The organism is Gluconobacter sphaericus (assembly GCF_016757795.1).
GTDB classification, from domain to species: Bacteria; Pseudomonadota; Alphaproteobacteria; order Acetobacterales; family Acetobacteraceae; genus Gluconobacter; species Gluconobacter sphaericus.
On the sequence record NZ_CP068419.1, the window covers coordinates 1704604 to 1723071 of the forward strand.

Annotated in this window: 15 protein-coding genes and 2 tRNA genes; 5 read left to right on the forward strand and 12 right to left on the reverse strand. The window is 53.5% G+C overall.

What is annotated here, in order from left to right:
* Positions 1-53 precede the first annotated feature (53 nt).
* From IGS75_RS08085 to IGS75_RS08110, 6 genes are all read right to left on the reverse strand, one after another.
* Positions 54-956: a sulfotransferase family protein gene (locus IGS75_RS08085; protein WP_237468724.1), complete on the reverse strand. Its 903-nt coding sequence runs from the start codon at positions 954-956 to the stop codon at positions 54-56.
* Positions 956-3475, reverse strand: coding sequence for a Hint domain-containing protein (locus tag IGS75_RS08090; RefSeq protein ID WP_337249225.1), 2520 nt, complete (start codon positions 3473-3475; stop codon positions 956-958). Before IGS75_RS08090 ends, IGS75_RS08085 begins: the two co-directional genes overlap by 1 nt.
* Positions 3476-3493: 18 nt before the next feature.
* Positions 3494-4635, reverse strand: a protein-coding gene (locus IGS75_RS08095) for an IS3 family transposase (protein ID WP_202256546.1) whose coding sequence is annotated in 2 segments (ribosomal slippage) — positions 3494-4395 and positions 4395-4635 — 1143 coding nt in all. Because the reading frame shifts where the segments join, the coding sequence is not laid out codon by codon here.
* A gap of 52 nt (positions 4636-4687) precedes the next feature.
* Positions 4688-5587, reverse strand: coding sequence for a hypothetical protein (locus IGS75_RS08100; RefSeq protein WP_237468725.1), 900 nt, complete (start codon positions 5585-5587; stop codon positions 4688-4690).
* 21 nt (positions 5588-5608) lie between these two features.
* On the reverse strand, positions 5609-6031 hold the full coding sequence (locus IGS75_RS15830; protein WP_202256547.1) for a plasmid mobilization protein: 423 nt from the start codon (positions 6029-6031) through the stop codon (positions 5609-5611).
* 171 nt (positions 6032-6202) lie between these two features.
* Positions 6203-6703 (reverse strand): helix-turn-helix domain-containing protein, encoded by a 501-nt coding sequence (locus IGS75_RS08110; RefSeq protein WP_237468727.1) that lies wholly within the window; start codon positions 6701-6703, stop codon positions 6203-6205.
* A 56-nt stretch (positions 6704-6759) separates the two neighbouring features.
* Between IGS75_RS08110 and IGS75_RS08115 the strand changes: the two genes are divergently transcribed.
* A complete protein-coding gene (locus IGS75_RS08115) occupies positions 6760-7323 on the forward strand; it encodes a recombinase family protein (protein ID WP_202256548.1) in 564 nt (187 codons plus the stop codon).
* A 24-nt stretch (positions 7324-7347) separates the two neighbouring features.
* Here IGS75_RS08115 and IGS75_RS08120 read toward each other — a convergent pair whose 3' ends face one another.
* Positions 7348-8532, reverse strand: coding sequence for an acyltransferase family protein (locus IGS75_RS08120; RefSeq protein ID WP_202256549.1), 1185 nt, complete (start codon positions 8530-8532; stop codon positions 7348-7350).
* Between the two features lie 119 nt (positions 8533-8651).
* Here IGS75_RS08120 and IGS75_RS08125 point away from each other — a divergent pair, with 119 nt between their 5' ends.
* On the forward strand, positions 8652-9233 hold the full coding sequence (locus IGS75_RS08125) for a recombinase family protein (protein WP_202256550.1): 582 nt from the start codon (positions 8652-8654) through the stop codon (positions 9231-9233).
* Positions 9234-9458: 225 nt separating this feature from the next.
* Here the strand turns inward: IGS75_RS08125 and IGS75_RS15485 are convergent, their stop codons facing one another.
* Positions 9459-10313: a hypothetical protein gene (locus IGS75_RS15485; protein WP_237468728.1), complete on the reverse strand. Its 855-nt coding sequence runs from the start codon at positions 10311-10313 to the stop codon at positions 9459-9461.
* Between the two features lie 542 nt (positions 10314-10855).
* On the opposite strand from IGS75_RS15485, the gene IGS75_RS08135 reads away from it, so the two are divergent.
* From IGS75_RS08135 to IGS75_RS08145, 3 genes are all read left to right on the forward strand, one after another.
* Positions 10856-10947, forward strand: a tRNA-OTHER gene (locus IGS75_RS08135).
* A gap of 16 nt (positions 10948-10963) precedes the next feature.
* The gene (locus tag IGS75_RS08140; protein ID WP_202256551.1) at positions 10964-11887 is read left to right on the forward strand and encodes a hypothetical protein; all 924 of its coding nucleotides are present in this window, start codon (positions 10964-10966) and stop codon (positions 11885-11887) included.
* A gap of 338 nt (positions 11888-12225) precedes the next feature.
* Positions 12226-13172, forward strand: a protein-coding gene (locus IGS75_RS08145) for an IS630 family transposase (RefSeq protein ID WP_408876428.1) whose coding sequence is annotated in 2 segments (ribosomal slippage) — positions 12226-12562 and positions 12562-13172 — 948 coding nt in all. Because the reading frame shifts where the segments join, the coding sequence is not laid out codon by codon here.
* 37 nt (positions 13173-13209) lie between these two features.
* Here the strand turns inward: IGS75_RS08145 and IGS75_RS08150 are convergent.
* The 4 genes from IGS75_RS08150 to IGS75_RS08165 form a co-directional block, all read right to left on the reverse strand.
* Positions 13210-15447 (reverse strand): AAA family ATPase, encoded by a 2238-nt coding sequence (locus tag IGS75_RS08150; protein ID WP_237468730.1) that lies wholly within the window; start codon positions 15445-15447, stop codon positions 13210-13212.
* 584 nt (positions 15448-16031) lie between these two features.
* On the reverse strand, positions 16032-17654 hold the full coding sequence (locus IGS75_RS08155) for a DUF6538 domain-containing protein (RefSeq protein ID WP_237468731.1): 1623 nt from the start codon (positions 17652-17654) through the stop codon (positions 16032-16034).
* A gap of 34 nt (positions 17655-17688) precedes the next feature.
* A tRNA-Leu gene (locus IGS75_RS08160) sits at positions 17689-17774 on the reverse strand.
* Positions 17775-17781: 7 nt separating this feature from the next.
* A complete protein-coding gene (locus tag IGS75_RS08165; RefSeq protein ID WP_202256552.1) occupies positions 17782-18465 on the reverse strand; it encodes a M48 family metallopeptidase in 684 nt (227 codons plus the stop codon).
* Positions 18466-18468 lie beyond the last annotated feature (3 nt).

Below are 18468 nucleotides of genomic sequence, written 5' to 3' on the forward strand. Positions count from 1 at the left end.
CGGAAATCAGCCCCGCCTCAACTTCGGCCAACTTTGCAACAGAGCCCCAGAAATTATGACTTCCACCCAAAAAAGGGAAACCACTCCCCCATCGCATCGAGAATGACGCGATTCATTTCTGGAGTCAGCGTCTCTTTCCAATCACCAACAACGCCTTTGCGAAAAAACTCACTGTTACGTCCTTCGCCTGGCGCACGCCCACCCGACAGGGATGAAAACGCAGTCTTCGCGAGGCAGGCATCGACGATGTTCGAGGTGCTCTCAACTCCTAGAAAATCGAACAACCTGGAGACGCTCGCCTTCGGATCCGCGATCAGCGCCTCGTAACTCACGATTGCGCATGCGCTCGGGTATTGCGAGCAAAGTGCCAGCATGGCTTTGGTGCCCTGAATCATCGGACCGAGCGAATGCCGAATGAAGTCCATCGGGGAAGCATCGTGCCCGTCATTCCGTGTAGCCTTATAAAAAATATGGAGAGCGGACGTGAGTGCATCGCGTGGGTCTCGTACGACACCAACGAATTTCGCATGCGGAAAAAGGCGCTTCAAACGCGGAAATAGAAAGACGTTTTCGGGCGTTTTTTCACCAATGGCGCTATAGTTTTCGTTGCGACATTGTCGATTGAAAGCGCGCAATATTCCTGTCGCCAGAAGGAAGTCCACATCTTCGTCATCAGGAAGCTGATACCCACCAGACTGCCTGAACAAAGTATTGTTCTTCTGACTCAGAGCCTGACGCCATTCCTCCACAATCCGGGTCAACCCCTTTTCGAGGTGGTGCGGAAACAACCCTTCGCCTTTGCAGCATACGTCCGGGTGTGCATCGAACAGTAGCTGGACCCAGGTTGTGCCAGAGCGTGGAGCGCCGCCGATAAAAAAGAGCTGACGTTGCTCGATATCGGCGAGGGCATCCCCACCGGCACGCCAGCTCAATCTTCCGGGATTCGTTTCCGCCATTAACCTGCCCTACCCGTCAATGCGACCGGGAGATGGTCCACACCGACTGCCGCACGTAATCCGCTAATGACGTTCTTCATGCCGTGATGATTCTGGATCATGGCAAGGCCTGCCTGACGGAGTTGTTCATACTCCGCACGGTTTTCGTGGAGTTGCAAGATCTGACGCGCGATTGCGTTAGCATCCGTTGTCGTCTGCAGCGTAAGGAGTTCGATCGGCAACATCATTCCTTCAGCAGCGATATCGCTCATCACACATGGAACGCCATTAGCAAGAGAATCCAGAACCTTACCTTTAACGCCCGCCCCAAAGCGCAATGGTGCAACGCTGAGCACCACACGATTGAAGAGTGTCTTCAGTTCAGAGACATAGCCGGAAATTTCCACGCTTTCACTCGCCAGACGACGCACCGCTTCAGGCATCGCACTGCCAGCCAGGATGCACTTTATGTCCGGCCGCTTGGCCCATACGTGCGGCATGATCTCACGGACAAGCCATTGGGCTGCGTCAACATTTGGCGCATGTCCATAGTGACCGAGGAAAAGCACGCCCTGTCGCTCAATGGGTTGCTTGGCATCAGTGCGCAGATCGATCGACCATGGTACCTGATGAACCACAGCCGTTGGCACGAGACGTCTCAGGATTGCCGCTTCTTCGGAAGAATGCGTGATCACCGCATCGGCCTGCCACGCGGCAGCACATTCCGCCAGACGCAGCTTCCGCGCTTCGGTCAGTAGCTCCGGTCTGCCTTCGAGTGTTGCCTGACGCTCCAAGCGAACATGATGCAGGTCGGCAACGCTGTAGAGCACGCGTGCACTTTGCTGGTGCTGGCGCGTCAGAGCCATATACCGAGATGCATTGTTGACCCGATGAAGATAGACAAGATCGAAGCCTCTCGCCTGTTTGCGAAGAACGTCTTCAACAGACGCATAGAATGGTGCATGCCAGCACGTGATACCTTCCGACAGAAGGCTGGCACGGATGGCCGCGCCATGAGGCGCTTCCATCTCTGAGGCCGCTGCGAAACTGACATCATATCCGAGCGCCTGAAGTCCTCGCATATGCGACAGGATCGCGCATGACCCAGCGTCACGTGTTGTATCGGGTAACTGCTCATCAATAATCAGAGCTCTGCGCACTGGCGTCTCAGGCCCGTCATGAGTGTCGACAAGCATTCCCCCGGAGCGACGGATCAGCCGACGCCGCCGATCCTGCGCCTCACGCCCTGATGCTTCATTCGCCTGGTGCTGCCGCAAACGCTCAGCCTGAGACAGAAGGAACGACAGTACTCTCTCGCGATCGTGATCAACTGCAAGTCCATCGACTGCCCGGGTCACGCTCTCGGCCAGATCAGCGTCAAAGCTGTCAGCCGCCTCGATCACAATCGGAGATCCCATTAGCTCCGCGCCATCATGCGCACGACAAACCTGAATAATGTGCCGGGACATTGGTGACAGGCCGCCGGGCAGCAGAATATCAAAGCCGAACCGTCCTCCCTCATAACCCGCCGCTGCGAGATCCGCACGATACGTATTGGCAAGTGTTTGGGCGATACACTGTCCATTATCAAAGATCTGCACCGTTACCGGCTCTGATCCATGTGTGGAATCATAGGCCCATCCGGCAATCCTTTGACGACTTGTATGATCCAGGAAGCCCTGCCCATGATCTGCTACCGGTCCATTGGGACGGACCAGCACGGTCGGCGACAGAGAGGGGGCGGCTTCGATTACCCAAGGAGAACCCTTGAGATCCTGCCCATCTTCTGCCCGTACGACGCGGATTATGTGGCGACTGTTCGGTGAAAGGCCACCTGGTACAATAAATTCGAATGCGTTGTGTCCGTTACCGATACCGGCCCTAGCAAGATCAGTGCGATAAATATCTGCGAAAATCTCTGCAAGGACATGCTCGCCGTCTAGAACGCGCAGTTTCACAGGCGCTTCGGGGGTCGTTTCATGGAATGCCCACCCTGCGATGCGGCCGCTTTCAACGACATCGACAAAGCCGCTCAAAGGCCCAGCGTTAACAGGATGCTCTCCACCGGTCGCGCGCAGGACCAGTGCGCGATTGATGGCTGCGAGTTCCTCGCCGTCCTCGACACGCGGCGCACAATATCGAGCTTCCGTCCGCACCGCATCGGGATAAAGCGCACGATATTCAACGGCGTTATGAAACATGCCGCGACTACCGTCATCGACGAAAGTCTCCGACGCAGCACCCTCAGCGAGAATAACATCATGCGTATCAAGTTCTAGGTGAAAGTAGTCCACCCGGTCTACGTTTTCCATCCTCAGGATAGAAACACCGTTAACAAGTGCCTCGGCTGGAATAAGAACGCCGTCCAGATACATTGCATGCAGTGGCGAGACCATTAGATCGCGGGCAGGAACGGCATCGCCCAATGAGCCGGCCCTGAACATGACAGGGAGCACGGCAGGGTTTGTCGCCGCAAACTGTCTGGCATAACTGCGTCGTCCAATCCATCGGATCGGGCGCATGGCTCCCGAGATGGTCAGTGAGTAGCCCCTAGTTTTCTAGACGCCTTGAGCATTCAAAGTCTGCTGTTGTTCGAACTGCACGGGTGACAGCATCCCGTTCCTGACCTGCTTGCGCACCGGGTTATAGAACATTTCGATGTAGTCAAACACGTCCTGTCGTGCTTCCTGGCGCGTTTTGTAAGTTCGACGCCGGATGCGCTCGCGCTTGAGCGATGAGAAAAAACTTTCCGCTACAGCATTGTCGTGGCAATTGCCGCGGCGGCTCATCGAGTGTTCCAGATTGTGAGCCCGTATGAAGGCAGTCCAGTCCATACTGGTGAACTGACTGCCCTGATCGGAGTGGATCAGCACCCGGCTTTTGGGCTTTCGTCGCCATATGGCCATATGGAGCGCCTGCAGTACCACATCCGAGGTCTGGCGGCTCTGCATCGACCAGCCCACCACACGACGCGAATAGAGGTCGATTACGACTGCAAGGTAGGAAAACCCTTCCATGGTGCGGATGTAGGTGATGTCTGTGACCCACACCCTGTCGGGTGCCTCGACATCAAACTGCCGGGCCAGCGCGTTGTCGATGACCAGAGAGGGCCTGCCACTATGGCTACCTGGCCGCCGCCTGTAGCCAATCTGCGCTTTGATGCCCGCCAGTTTTGTCAGGCGTGCCACGCGGTTCGGACAGCAGGTCTCGCCCTGATCGAGCAGATCATCGTGCAGCTTACGGTAGCCATAAACCCTGCCACTGTCGTTCCAGGCCTGACGGATCAACGTGGTCTGTCGGGCATCCTCGCAAGCACGTCGGCTCAACGGCTCCTTCCGCCAGGCATAGTAGCCACTGGGCTGCACGGCCAGACAGCGGCACATCGCCCGAACTCCAAAACGATCACGATGCTCAGCAATGAAGGCGTATCTCACTTTGCATCCCTGGCGAAATACGCGGTGGCTTTTTTTAAGATGTCGCGCTCCTCGGTGACCCGGGCCAGTTCGCGCTTCAACTGCCGGATCTCGGCATCCTTGCCGGCATCGCCCGATACCACCTTCGCGAATTGCCGCTTCCACGCATACAGCGAATGTGTGCTGACCCCGAGCCGCTGCGAAACTTCCGCTACCGGATATCCCCGCTCGGTAATCTGCGCCACCGCATCACGCTTGAACTCATCACTGAAATTGGGCTTCCCCATCAACGCCTCCTGTCCTCATTTTTAGGAACCAAGGCGTCCAGAAATCTAGGGGCTACTCACAGGGTTTAGGTGCTTTTGCCGCTTTGGATGGAGACGAGAGCTTTAAGGGTTTTCTTCTGTTCTTTGCCGTTAAGCCTTCTTTCTCCAAAAACTCCCGGAAGTCCTTCATCCTGACTTTTGTCAGCCGTGTAAATGATCCGATCATCATACCGTCATGAGTTTCAATGATATGAGCATTCCGACGCCTGTCTGTGCGATCTCCTGATCTCATGTGCCAGTTCTTGGTGGCCAACAGATTTCGAAAGGCTGTCAGGTCATTGTCTGAAGCTTGCCAGAAGCTCAGAATTTCCCGTCTCGCTGTTGGAAGGTCAAAATCTTGCCGCTCCGTCATCCTGCGGGCTTGCGATGTATAGGCTGCAATCGGACGAGCTGCTCCATCTTGAGGGGCCAATGCCGCAATCCTGTCAGCAGCGTCGTGGTTGCCGTCTGCTCTCAGGGCCTTCGCAATGGCGTGATCATGCCGTCCAGCGACCAAAGCATGACCCAGTTGGATTTCCTCAAGTCGAGCGATTTTCTCAAGCCGTTGCCACGAAAAACGGCTGCTGAGGACATGGTCGTCTTGCCACTCTGGCAGGAGAAGATGGCCGTGTGTGCTGCCATCCTTTTGATGAATGACGAGTGTCATGCGGTCAGGATCAGCAGATAGCTCTGCACAGATGCGTTCCGCGAAAGACGCCAGCTGTTCATCCGTCATAGGCTCTGCCGGATTGAAGGCAATATGTCGCAGGCCGTAGCGGATATCTTCACGCCGTGCCTCTTTCATCCAGTCTTTGAGGAGGTAATCGCTCCCGGACAGAATGCGGATGGCTTCATTCTTTGCACCCGCAAGAACATGTCGAGAGACGGCTTCATGGCCACTCGACGTCTTGATGCGTGTCTCTTGCACAATCATGGCGAGGCACCTGCATCGCTTTTAGTGCAGGACCGGGCCTGTCGTCTGTGCCTCGGTTTGAGCGAAAAAGCTTCGACGCCGTGGCAGGGGCAAAGAGCGGAGCAAGCGGTCCGTTCGGTCTTTGGTTGTCTCAATAGCATCGAGAACATCACCGCAGCGAACAGCCTCTCCGCAATGAGCCGCGTGGGCAAGCTGATTGAGGTTATTGCCAATGCGACTGAGCTCAAGCCGCAGGAGGCGAAGTTCAGGACCAAGCTCTGACGTCTGCTGCCCTGTCACCGCCTGCTCTTGCAGCAGCGACCGAACGTAATGAGCCGTCGTCGTATGACCATGCCGTTGGGCTGTTCTGGCCCAGGCGTCGAGTTCAGCTGGATGGGCTCTGATGGAGAGACGAGACGTACGAGGAGGGGGCGACGGCGCTGGTCGGGAAGGCGTGCAAGGCATGGCGGTATCCTTTTCTGTGGGGGTCAACGGGGGAACTCCCCCTTGCCAGCTGTCGAGTGGTTACCCTTGGGTAGCCATTCGACACTGCTGGCTGAGGGTAGAATAACCTCTGAAGAGTTATAGTTAATCCCGAGAGCCGATGCCGGACGAAATTGAAGTATTACATGGTTTTCATGTTTTATGACTGTCATTATCTGGCGTTAACTCGTCCCACCATTGCTCTAAATCCTCAGAAGAGAGTCCAGAAACTTCATCAGAGGATTGGGACGGTGCTATTTCTGTAGCCTTTAACCTGACCCCCGCTCCCAACGCCTCAGGACCTGCCGGGTCAGCATCAATGAACACCACGCCGTTCTTCTCCAGAGTTTCCCGGATGGCTTTCAGGGTCCGAGGATGAGGCGTTCGCGACCCTGTCTCAAAATCAGCAATCGTGCGATGGGCGACCTCTGCGTGTTTCGCCAGGTCTCGTTGTGAGAAGCCCAGCATAGCCCGGGCGGCCCGGCACTGTGACGCCAATAGAGACATGGAAAGCTTAACCCCGAAGACAAAAGAAGGACGACGTATTTGTCTGCATGCTGCACCAAAAACGTAGGTTTCGACAGACGTCTGGAAAAATCCTGCACTGTTTTTTTCTGAGATTTTTGAGTGTTCTCCAATGTTATATGAGTCCATATATGTTTACTTTAGTCCATATATGACGATATAAAGTGCTTCGTTAGGAGAATGCGATGGCGCGATACGGATATGCACGGGTTTCAACGGAGGCCCAGACGACGGACCCGCAAATTCTGGCGCTTAAGAATGAAGGCGTGGAAAATATCATTGTAGAGACGGTTTCAGGTTCTGTGGCTGCTCATAGCCGTCCGGCACTCTCTGCTCTTCTCAAAAGGCTGACGTCAGGCGATAGCCTGACCGTTGCCAAACTGGACCGCCTGGGGCGTGATACAGTCGACGTTCTCGAACTGGTCAGAGTGCTGGACCAACGCAATATCCGTCTACGCATCCTGAATCTGGGGATAGAAACAGGGACGTCGAATGGACGTCTGTTTCTGACCATTCTGATGGCAATGGCCGAATTTGAGCGTGAACTTATCCGTGAAAGAACCCAGGCTGGAATCGCAGCAGCTCGGGCGGCAGGCAAACGCATTGGACGGCCGCCATGTCTGACATCGACACAGCGTCGGTATATTCGGAAAATGGCACAGGAAGGGGCGTCACTCAGAACCATTGCCGCCGTGTTTCGTGTTGGGCGCACTACTGTACATCGCGTCGTCCAAGAGACTTCGCTATAAAACACGAGGAAGCGCCAGCACGCTTTACTCCCGGATTGCGGTACCGTCTTTCAGCAGACGCATCGCGTTCTTATAGACGATATTGCATATGGATTTTGTCAGCTTTTCCATGGGGCTGGCGACAGTTGCCAGAACCATGCTGAGCAGAACACCGGATGTCGCAATGAAGCATGCCATCTCAACGGTGTGATGAAGGGGATAATAGGTCACGATAAGAAAGCTCGTGACGGAAATCAGCACTGAATATTGGAACAGGAATAACGGGAAAGAGATTGTTCCGAGGAACTGGATGCCGGGTGTTTCCAGAATATGCCGTCCCTGAGCATTGCCCAAAAACGCCATTGTAAAAAGAGGCGCTTTGATAAGGGACAATCCCGTGTGGAAATAGGCATGCGGGAAGACCAGGCTCAGCACGAACAGAACCGGTAGGGCGGATAGAGAAAGAACCTTGGAGGCTACTGTCCGTTCAAAGCGGCTCATGTTTCCCGATGTTCGTAGAAACGCCAGAAAGGCACCGAAAAGAAAACACAGCAGAAAGACGACGGATTTTCCGTCATGGAAGACCAGAAGGGTCAGAGCCAGAAGAACAAGCAAGGCTTTCCTGTTGAAATGCAGAACTGCGAGCATAAGGAAGATGACGATGGAGCCTATGGCTTCGTAATGCATCGTCCACAGGAAGGGGTTGAAATAATGGGCCCTGTTTTTGAGAAAGACGTCCAGAAATGAAAAACGCAGGACATCAACGAGGGTGATGTCTTCGTTAATCCAGTGGAAAAGCCATTTGCTTCCTAAAATATCCTGAGTGGGGATTTCATAGACGAGATGTAGGCGTATCAACAGGAAGAGGAAGGCTGTTGAGAGCAGGGTTGGAACAACCAGTCGCGGATATCGCTTAATGGCTGGTCTGAGAATGGACGCAGCGTTCCGTTTTCTCAGAAATCCAGAACTGAGGGCGTCTCCTGAAATGATGAAGAACACTGCGACCGCCAGATTGCCATCAAACACGGCCTTGATAAGGGGGGTGTCCATCAAGGCAGCGGTCTGCCCAAACGTATCACAGAAGAAATGCGAACAGACGACCATCAGGCAAGCAATGCCTCGTAGGCCATCCAGAGCAACGATACGGGTGTTTGCGTGCGCCGATGTGCTGCTGCTCTTTCGAACGCTGTCCGCCTCAAAAGGAGTGAGGCATTCGCCCGAAGAAAACATACCGCATGCCTGTGTTGACCTGACCTGCGTTTCACAATCCGTCGGTTTTGGGACAGCGCGGGGAAAATGGGCCCTGCTGTTCCAAAACCCTGTTCCGGAATGCCGGGAGGGCAGAGACGATGACACGGTATGGCTATGCACGGGTCTCGACAGGAGACCAGGTTTGCGATGGGCAAGTTGCAGCCCTTCAAAAGGAAGGCGTGACCGATATCGTTTTTGATACGGTGTCCGGCAGCGTTCCGGCTGCCAGTCGTCCAGGCCTCGCCGGTCTGCTTAGCCGCCTCAAGGAAGGGGACAGTCTGGTTGTGGCGTGTCTGGACAGGCTGGGTCGTAACACCCTTGACGTCATGGGGTTGGTGAGCGACCTGACTGAGCGGCGCGTTCGAGTGCGTATTCTCAATATCGGGATTGAGACGGGCACCCCAAATGGTCAGTTGTTCCTGACCATCCTCGCAGGCTTTGCCCAGTTTGAGCGGGAGCTCATTCGCGAACGCACAAGGGCGGGGCTTGCAGCTATCCGGTTGGCCGGGAAACAGCTTGGGCGACCGCCTGTTCTGACTGTTCGACAGAAGAAACACGTCAAAGAATTGAGTGCAGCGGGGCGGTCACTGGGAGAAATCGCAGGAATTTTCCGGGTCAGCCGCACGACCGTCTGGAGGACGGTTCACTGCGGCCTGCACTGTTCCAATACCCGGAGTTGAGGGACAGTACTTACCGGATCCCTAACACTGTTATTGACAGCATTCCGCAAATGACCGGTTTCGGGACACTCTAACGCCGATGAGGTAGTCAGGTTGCTAGAGCAGAATGTAACGTGATGGCGGTTATGGGGGGAGTGGACTGTCCGCTATAGATTGTTCAAGCGACATTAGCAGACGCTCCGGCGCGGAGCTCGATTTCTCGGTTCAACGCGAAACGATTGAGCTTCACTCCTCTTCGTCCAGGGCATTTAACATATTCATCTTGTGTCGATAGCGTGCAGGCAACCACTCAGTCTGTTTGAGGAAGCCTTCCAACTCACCTCGCGATATGCATGTCACGTTAGGTGTCGGCTTACCATGGTATCGGTCGTTACTTTGGAATAAGATGACCGGGAAGGTCATGTTCTTATACTCATCGACGTTTAGGGAGGTATTTCCGGTTTTTACCTGAACCTGTGCATGCTTGCCGGTCTCAGGAGAAATCACTTCATACTCGAAGGCTATCTTGTCTGCCTTGCGAGAATTCGGAACCACATACCAACGTTGCGATTGGAGATAAAGAAATACCAAGTCCTCTACCTCTTCTGAGTCGAGCAAAGAGAAGATGTCTGGGTTATCGATCAGTTTCAGGTCGAATTTATAGATCGCACCCCCTGTTTTCCGATTCCAGATGAACTTAGTATAAGCTACCGCCGTCGGATCGTGGATTGCTTGAATCGTCCGGTTTGGCCTAAAGCAGGCAACAACCTTCCCAGGCACTTCATCGATAGTCAGACGCTCAAAGGTGACCCTGAAAATGTTGCCTATGTCGATCCCACTGTCCTTGGACTCGTTAGTGGTGAAGTACTCCCAGCCGGAGAGGACGCGAGCCAGATAGTAGTTTCCTTGGGTGTCGCGGGTCCAGACGAGATCGTCTTTCTGGACGCGGTCCCTGATGTAGGCGCAGGTCTTTAGATCTTTGTGGATGTTTACGGCAACCTTATAGAACGTATCCCAGTCCGCCGTTTCTTGAATCTCATCCACCAGCCAACCAACGCCCAAGATGCCCTGTTTTAGGCAGTAAGCGAAGGTATCAGCCATCGACGCAAACCCGCCGCCAGGGCGAACGTGTAATCTAAATACGGACATCGTGTCGCACCTCAGATCAGATCGTGAAGGTCGGGGCCGCGCAGTTTAAAACATTGACCCCGCTGCTTTCCTCTGCGCCTGCTGCCTCTAATCGGAAGGAAACAAACCGCCCCCGGAAGGAACATCGAACCGACGACGCGAAAGGAAAATCAATGATGATATGTCTGCTCACGGCAATGACATCAAGCAACTTCAGCTCGCATCTGGCACGGTGGCGACTGCGGCCTGACCGCTCAAAGGCTACAGTGCGGATATAGGTAGCTCTGGGGGGTAATCGGAATGTCCGCTTTCGGAGTACAATTACAGAAAAACTGATATTTTGGAGTCCGGAAGAAGGCAGCGATTCCGTAATCTCATTTCGGCTGGACTGTTGGCTCAATTGTTATCTGACTGGATTCATATTACTTGGCGGCTGATCTTCCGGGGTCAACGACAATTTAATTTACACGGGATTTATCTTGACAGGATGTAGCTCAAATGGCAGTTTAACTAGAGCGTTTGTAGCTCAAATGGCAGAGCAGCCGCCTTGATGAAGTTTTTGGCTTTCTAAGAGCGGCAGATGTGCGATCGAAACGCACCAAGCGCCCACATCTGAGATTAAGATGACACTATATTTAGAACGAAGCAAACCACGAAAAGAATTCAAGAACCTACTTGGGCATGCCAATCACTTGATTATCACTGCCTTGGTCGGACTTGATGGTATTGAGCGTGGTGTCATAAATGATGTACCAAAAGACCTGCGGACAGTGTGGTCCCCGAAGGACGCCGTAATCTCAGCAAAACGTAGTAGACGACTGATTTTAGACATGGCTCTGATTAGGGCCATTGATGCCATAGATGTATATCTCCGTGAAGCAGTACGTAAACCAGCACTCATTCAATTGACATCTTTTCGAAGAGATTTGGATTCTGCGGGCTTGAGTATATTCAAGAAGATGCTGGCAGTTGAAAAACATTATCCTAACCTTGGCCGTATTCCTGTGGCGATTGTTTTCCTAATGATAGCGTGGCGAAATCGTGGAGCTCACACCGAAGCTGACCTTGATGCACCTCAGATTTATCTCGACATTCTAAAAGATAATGCCAGAGAACTCGCAGAAAGATTCAGTGGGCTTGATGCTGAAATGCTCTTAGGTGGATACGATGCTGTGCGCCCAGTCACATTTAAAGAAGTAGCATCGTTAATCAATGCCGCTCACCAACTTGTGGCCGAGCTGGACACGCGACTCTTAACATCTTTGGATATAGAACTTTTTCTGAAGGACGTCGTTTGGACATCGTTAAGTGACAGCCAAAAACTTAATGAGCGGATTGACCAAGCCAGAAAGCGGCGTGCTGTCAGTATCTGGGGAAAAGATCCGAGCGACCGCGGCGATGCAGTCTTAAGATTCTTGGGTCAACAAGGGTTTTCGAAGATTCGCACTGGGCAACAATCGGGCGCGGTTATTTCAGAAGACCTTACAACAACGCTTTCGCAATTGACGCCAAAATCAGTTCTGAGGTGGGCGAATCCTCCATCGTAAGTTCACAGTTTGGCGGGTAATCTTGGAAATCATTGAACCTGCACCCAATCATAATTTGATGGCAGTGCATTAAACTAATCATATCCGCTTAACGGAACATGATTCCAAGGTCTGAATATCCAATTGGACGGAGGGGGAGAACGGAATGTCGGCTATTGAGAAGCGGCAACTGAAAGCCACCATAACCCACGCTCATGTTCATGAGCGCCAGACAACAAACTTAAGCGTCGCTGAAATGTCTGTTTACGCCGGAACTAGAGCGGTTCCACTGAACTCTGAATCGAGAGGTGACACTGAAGAGGTCTTGTGATTCACCGTTTTCCTTGATGGAGACGGTGATGGCACGAGCATTGAGTGATGATCTTCGGGAGCGTGTTCTGGAAGCTGGAGTTGCGGGAGCATCTGCCCGCTCGATTGCGGCGCGGTTCGGAGTGGGGATTTCGACGGCGATCCGCTGGTTACGTCGGGAACGTGAGAGCGGCGAGCGGACGCCCCGTCGCCAGGGCAAGCCGCGCGGATCACGGCTGGACGCGCATGAAGCGTTCATTGCCGGCATGATCGAGGCGCAGAAAGACATCACGCTTCACGAAATGATAGCGCGCCTGGAAAGCGAACGGGCCGTCGGGATCGGCCGCAGCATGCTCAGTCGCTGGCTGCGGCAACAGGGATGGACATTCAAAAAAAGACCGCTCATGCACTGGAGCAGGAGCGTGAAGACGTTCTGAAGCGACGACAGGACTGGTTTGATCGCCAGCCTGACCTTGATCCGCAGCGTCTGGTGTTCATTGACGAAACCAGCCTCTCCACGAAGATGACCCGTCTGCGCGGGCGTGCCTTGCGCGGGGAACGTTGCCGCGCCGGTGTGCCGCACGGTCATTGGAAAACCACGACTTTCACCGGGGGGCTGCGTCTGACAGGCCTGACCGCGCCCTTCGTGCATGATGGTCCCATGAATGGCAGGATCTTTCAGGTCTATGTCGAACGCGTTCTCATCCCGACACTGAAGCCGGATGATATCGTCGTGATGGACAATCTTCCAGCGCATAAGCTTCCAGCGGCACAGAAGGCCATTGAGCAGGCAGGGGCGGAACTGATGTTCCTTCCGCCATACAGCCCGGACTTTAATCCCATCGAAATGGCTTTCTCAAAACTCAAAGCCTTGCTGCGCGCCAGAGCCGAACGGACTGTCGGTGCTCTGTGGGATACCGTCGGCGCGCTGCTTCCGGCTTTCACTCCCAGTCAATGCGCCAGCTTCTTTACAGCCGCCGGATATGAGCCAGATTAAAGTGGAACCGCTCTAGTCGTTTGCTCATAGCCTGATATTAGGGATTAACTTCGACAGGAGCCACGTTGGCGATAGGTATAGCTTCAGTGCCCATCATCATGTGATAGTGCTGAGTGTGCCCGGTCTGTTCGAAGATACCCCTGAAAACCCCGAGATAGGCATCCACCGTGGCGGCATTGCTCGAGATATAGAGATCGTCATGCGAGTTGTGCGAGCCGTCGTTCACCCATGAAAAGAGCGAGGCACAAATTACCTTTTCACGACCCTCAAATTTCTTAATAATCTCATCCTTATCCATGTTTCCTAGTATTTTGAAATAATTCTCCAAAATTCGACGCAGCGTGTTTTGAATTGTAAGGTTGGATCGGTTCTCGCTTCGAACTTCGGACCAGAGTAATTCGTAGGATGTCTTGATCGGGTTGTGATCGAAGGATTCTAGCGTCGAGACATCGTTGATCTTCTTCACGATCCAGAACGTCTCGTGCGCACGGAGTGTATTTTTCCTGTCTGGGTCGAATGACACCTCTTTATGGAAATAGATATTGTGGGTGAGCACAAACACCTGACGGATCAAGCTGTTTTGCGCGTGACTTAAATCAAACACGTGTTTGATAAGGCTAGAGACGATGAACAGGATGTCGCTATCGAGGCTTGAAATCGGATCATCGAACACAATGACCCGTTCGCTTGTCATACCGGACTCAGAAACGCTGCCTCGGATGAGGTGGTAGAAATACAGGAACGTAACGAACGTCTTCTCGCCCTCGCTCAGACTCCGGGCAGCATTGCTCCCATCGAGGCGAACGATCTCATACAAATTGTCCTGATCGCCTGCCGTTGCAAGCTTGAAGCCCCGGAAACCGAGCGAGGCGAGCAGCGCATTGATTTCGGTCACAGTTGGTTCAACGCTCGTGATGCCCTTCTCAAGATCACGCAGCGTCTGTTGCGCCGTAGCGAGATTGCCCCGCTTTGTCGTCAGACTTGCCTCAATGCCGCTGATCGCAGCATCCACCTTTGTCTTGCTAGCATGGTAAGCATCAAGAATGCCTTTTGCCTCTTCCGCTAGGCACTTCCAAATTTCGGCCGTAAGGTTCGTCCTCTGGTTGCTGATATCATCGACAGCCCCATTATGTTCAACCACGGCCGCGTTCGCAGCAATGAGGAAATCTCGCACCTCCGCGAACAGGTCGGTGTTATCCTCAAGCGTTACGACGGCACTCGGCTCCTTCTGCTTCCGGGCGAAGTGCTGCACGTTGAGCGCCAGCCGTGCGGTTACGCGCTCGATCAGTCCGGCCAACTGGTCCGCGTCGATATAGCGAGAGCCGTTCTGAGAGACGCTGTCGAGGACTTGAAGGTAAGCTGTAGCCGCCGCCTCATACCCGGTAACGAGACGCGCGATATCCGCGATGTCACGATTATAGGCTTCGTCGAAGTAATCGCCGATGCGCTTGGCAAGGTCAGCTTCGACTTCCTGCTGGCAGAATGGGCATCGCGGCTTGCTCTGCGCGAAGTAGTCGATGCCCTGCTTCACCCAATCGCTGTTACCAAGTCGATCAATCAGAGCGCTAATATCGACATCGCCTTGCCCCACGACCTTCTTTGCGAGGATCGGCAACGCTTCCAACCGTGCTAGCTCAGAATTGTCGGGCACCTGGATCACGCTCTCGCGCGTCAGACCCTTTTCAAAGATGACGGCTGCACGTTTTTTCAAGTCATCGAGCGAATGAACTGCAGCTTGGTTGGAAGCCCACTGGATTAGGATTTTATCGCAGAAGTTTGCTTTGGAGGAGCGTACGCCTGTGAAGGCGGACTGAAAATCTGCATCGTGACGGTTCTTGAGCTTCCAACATTCGTTCTGGATATTCTCGCGCAGGGCAGCACGTTCACCCAGCTTGCCAGAAGCGCTATCTTTTCCGTTCAATACGATGTTGCGCGCACTGATGTCGCGTTCGATGTCCTCAACGTCCTTCCGTGCCTGTTCGATCTGGCCCAACACCGCAGCGTCGTGCTCGCCTAGCGTGAAGATGCCGGGGAGGCTGGACCGGAAATTTCGCTCCACGAAATCGGCGTTGTAAACTAAGCACTCAAGAGGCCGTTGATTGGCCCAACGTATCGCGCAGGCGGGGTGATCGGCCGGAGCGGCGATTGCGCGTGAGATGCTGGTTTTGCCCGAACCGTTCGCGCCATAGATGAAATTGATCTTTCGGAGCCCGGTAAGATTCTGGCCTTCCGCGCTGTAGCTAGCGCATCCCGCGATCTTCAGTTCTTCAATCAACGCTACCTCCTCTTCGCCACGTCAATGCTTTGCTTTGGCGATTGTCATAAGATGACTTTCACGATCTATCGATTTGAAACGTTAAATAACGTTGCACAAGCAACGACTACTTGACCAGTTTTGCGCTTCGATTCCTGCTATTCCGCTAGCGGCCACCTCACCCGTTCCTCATCGCTGCCCGCTGTCTTTCAGAGCGTCCGGTGTTCGTTTGAAGGCTGTCTTGTCCACATTGCCTAAGAATGGCGGCGATGTTCCAAGCTAAGCCTATCACGCTTCGCTTAGAAATGTCCGATTTCGGGTAACCGCCATCGCCACTTTGACGTCTGAGAAGAGGGCGAAAGCAGAAGGTATTCTGTTTTTTTCACAACGATAAGTTGGTTCCTAAACAGCACTTTGTATCACGTGGGTTTTGTTGTGAAATAAAGGAAGAGACATTTGAGCCCTCATCCAAGAAGGGGGAGATTGAAGGCGAGATACTGAATTGCTTCGACCGTTCTCTTCAGGTTCTGCATCTCGATGCCGCTTAGATATGTCGTGGCCCCCTGGCTTTTATGGCTGGCCTCATGCCCCAGCAACGCATCAATCTAAAGCTCCCGGATATCGCTGTTCTGGTTTCGTAAAAGCGTCGAGACAGTATGCCGGAACCCGTGAAACGTGACCGCTGGGGGAAGCTCCATCATTGTTTTGTAGCGTGAAAACGCCCGACTGAAGTCAGCACCACGATTGCCATCCTGAGAATTCTTCAGGTTAGAGAAAAGATACTTCTCGCCCTTCTTCTGGAAATTCAGAATGCCCCAGTCGAGGAGGGCGGAGTGGATAGGAACGAGACGTTCTCCAGCTTCTGTTTTTGGCGACCAATTATCTTTAGGATGAGCACAAATGCGGAAGCATGGAACGCCGTCTATGGTCTGAATGTCTTCATTGCGCAGATTGCAAATTTCTCCCAAGCGCATCCCGCTATAAGCGGCAACCATCGTGATGCCTTTGAAGGTATCAGCGGGAATACTGCACACCGGCCATGGCGTTTGCAGAAGTTTACTCATCTCCTCTGCTGTCCAGGCACGACGCGAGTTCTTCTTGGTCAGATTGAAGTCCCAATTTCCCCAAGGGTTTTTCTCAACCATGTCTCTTCGAAGTAGGTCGTTCCACAAAGAAGAGAGGCGCATGAAGTGGTTCTTCACAGTCTTTGCGCTCAGCGTCGATATATCGTGAGATGCGGCTCTTTCGATTTCGTTTTGTAGGGAGAGGTTTTTGGTTTTGCCGTGCGAGGCAGGCAGCGAGAATAAGACATCTCTGAAATCACCGGCGACTTTGCCATCAATCTCGCGAATGGACTTGTCACCAAAAGCCTCGATGAAAAGCGCTACGGTTCGGCTGGTGTCTCTCTGAGTTTCGAGGCTCTTGACAGGCTTGCTGTTCAAAAAGCGATTGAGAGCCTCAGTGAGCAAAATGGCGGGCCGTGTCTTCGGTGTTGCGGTGACCTTTTTGGGCTTTGTCTCAGTTTCAGCAGTTGCAGGAGCTGATGTCTCGGTTGCAGCACTCCGACTGTCGAGAGCCTTGGTGAATGTGCTCAGAAGGGTGTCATGAAGACGCTTAATTTCATTCTCGAGAACTTTTTTCTCAGCGGAATTGATATTGGCTGCTTCGATGAGCTTGCGGGTCATTGCCGTCATATGATTTTGGCTGTCGAGCGCGACGGCAATGACTTTTTCGATACCTGCGCTTAAAGCCCGTACGTCGTGAGCGTGTTGCATCACGCTTTTGTAGTATTTGATTTGTCCGGCCATTTCAGCAGATGAGACGTCATTCTTGCGAATGGTCTCCTGTGTTGCCAACATGTTTTGGTATTTTTCCAGCAGGGCCCGATAGACGTCGTCTTTGGTTTCAAAGCCGTGTTTCTTCATGAAATCGGCACTCTCGTTCGGAGAGGGCATGGAGGTTTCAGAAAGCGGTTTGGAACGACTCACGCTGCGAAGTCCTCTGAACACATCACTCGTCTGCGCATGCAGCTCTGCTGCGCGACGTTTGGCTTCAACTTTGCCTGCTGTTCCCAGCGAGATCCAGATCTCACTTTTTCCGAGAATCGGACGGAGCGCCTGAGGCACCACACGGCGGAAGTGGAATCGTGAACCAACTTGCTTGAGCACGAAGCTTCTCCAGATTTTGGAGAAGAGCTTTGGAGAACCAACCCGCAGATTGCGGGTCATATCCTCACATTTCCAATGAAATCAAAGAGTTATGTGGTGCGAGCTGCGGGACTCGAACCCGCACGCCCTTGCGGACTCGAGATTTTAAGTCTCGTGCGTCTACCATTCCGCCAAGCTCGCACACCCCTCATGCTGCGCGCAGCAGAGCGGTACCATTTTCTCTCAACCAGAGTTCCGCTGCAAGACGTCCTGTGCGGCCCTGTGGAATAAAACTGTCGACTAAGGCCCAGAAAGCAGGGCTGTGGTTGAAGTGTTTTAAATGGGCCAGTTCGTGGATGACCACATAATCGCGGATCTCCGGAGGAGCCATCAGCAATCGCCAGCTGAGCATGATGCGTCCCTGGCGTGTGCAACTGCCCCATCGGGTGCGGACATCACGTAGGTCGAGACGGGCAGGTTGCAGATTCATTTTCGTTGAATGGGTTTGGAGGGTCTGTGTTAGGCGTTCTTTTGCTATGGCCTGAAGAAAATCGCGGACGCGTCGTTCCGTGTGTGAGGCTTCTCCACTGACATGCAGTCCTTCTGCATCCAGCCAGCACCCGCGCCGGGCCATCGGTTCATGTAGGATAGGGATGTTTCTTCCTTCGATCATGACCTTTGAGCCGTCAGCGAGCGGCTGCTTTTCTGGCAAAGCGGCTAAAGCGCTGGTAATCCACTCCGTCTGCTGGTGGACGAACGCCAGTGCCCTGCCCCGGTCCATGCGCTCCGGAACCGTGATGATGACCTCGCCCCGGACGGGTTCGATCCGCAGCGTAATGCGCCTAGCCCGTGTCGAACGTTTCCAGATGAGTGGAACGGTCGGGGGGAGCATGGT

Excerpts from the sequence above, each read along its gene's own strand:
- IGS75_RS08155 (WP_237468731.1), bottom strand. The coding sequence starts at position 17,654 with ATGACCCGCAATCTGCGGGTTGGTTCTCCAAAGCTCTTCTCCAAAATC.
- IGS75_RS15830 (WP_202256547.1), bottom strand. The coding sequence starts at position 6,031 with ATGCCTTGCACGCCTTCCCGACCAGCGCCGTCGCCCCCTCCTCGTACG.
- IGS75_RS08110 (WP_237468727.1), bottom strand. The coding sequence starts at position 6,703 with ATGGACTCATATAACATTGGAGAACACTCAAAAATCTCAGAAAAAAAC.
- IGS75_RS08085 (WP_237468724.1), bottom strand. The coding sequence starts at position 956 with ATGGCGGAAACGAATCCCGGAAGATTGAGCTGGCGTGCCGGTGGGGAT.
- IGS75_RS08100 (WP_237468725.1), bottom strand. The coding sequence starts at position 5,587 with ATGATTGTGCAAGAGACACGCATCAAGACGTCGAGTGGCCATGAAGCC.
- IGS75_RS15485 (WP_237468728.1), bottom strand. The coding sequence starts at position 10,313 with ATGGCTGATACCTTCGCTTACTGCCTAAAACAGGGCATCTTGGGCGTT.
- IGS75_RS08120 (WP_202256549.1), bottom strand. The coding sequence starts at position 8,532 with ATGTTTTCTTCGGGCGAATGCCTCACTCCTTTTGAGGCGGACAGCGTT.
- IGS75_RS08165 (WP_202256552.1), bottom strand. The coding sequence starts at position 18,465 with ATGCTCCCCCCGACCGTTCCACTCATCTGGAAACGTTCGACACGGGCT.
- IGS75_RS08115 (WP_202256548.1), top strand. The coding sequence starts at position 6,760 with ATGGCGCGATACGGATATGCACGGGTTTCAACGGAGGCCCAGACGACG.
- IGS75_RS08140 (WP_202256551.1), top strand. The coding sequence starts at position 10,964 with ATGACACTATATTTAGAACGAAGCAAACCACGAAAAGAATTCAAGAAC.
- IGS75_RS08125 (WP_202256550.1), top strand. The coding sequence starts at position 8,652 with ATGACACGGTATGGCTATGCACGGGTCTCGACAGGAGACCAGGTTTGC.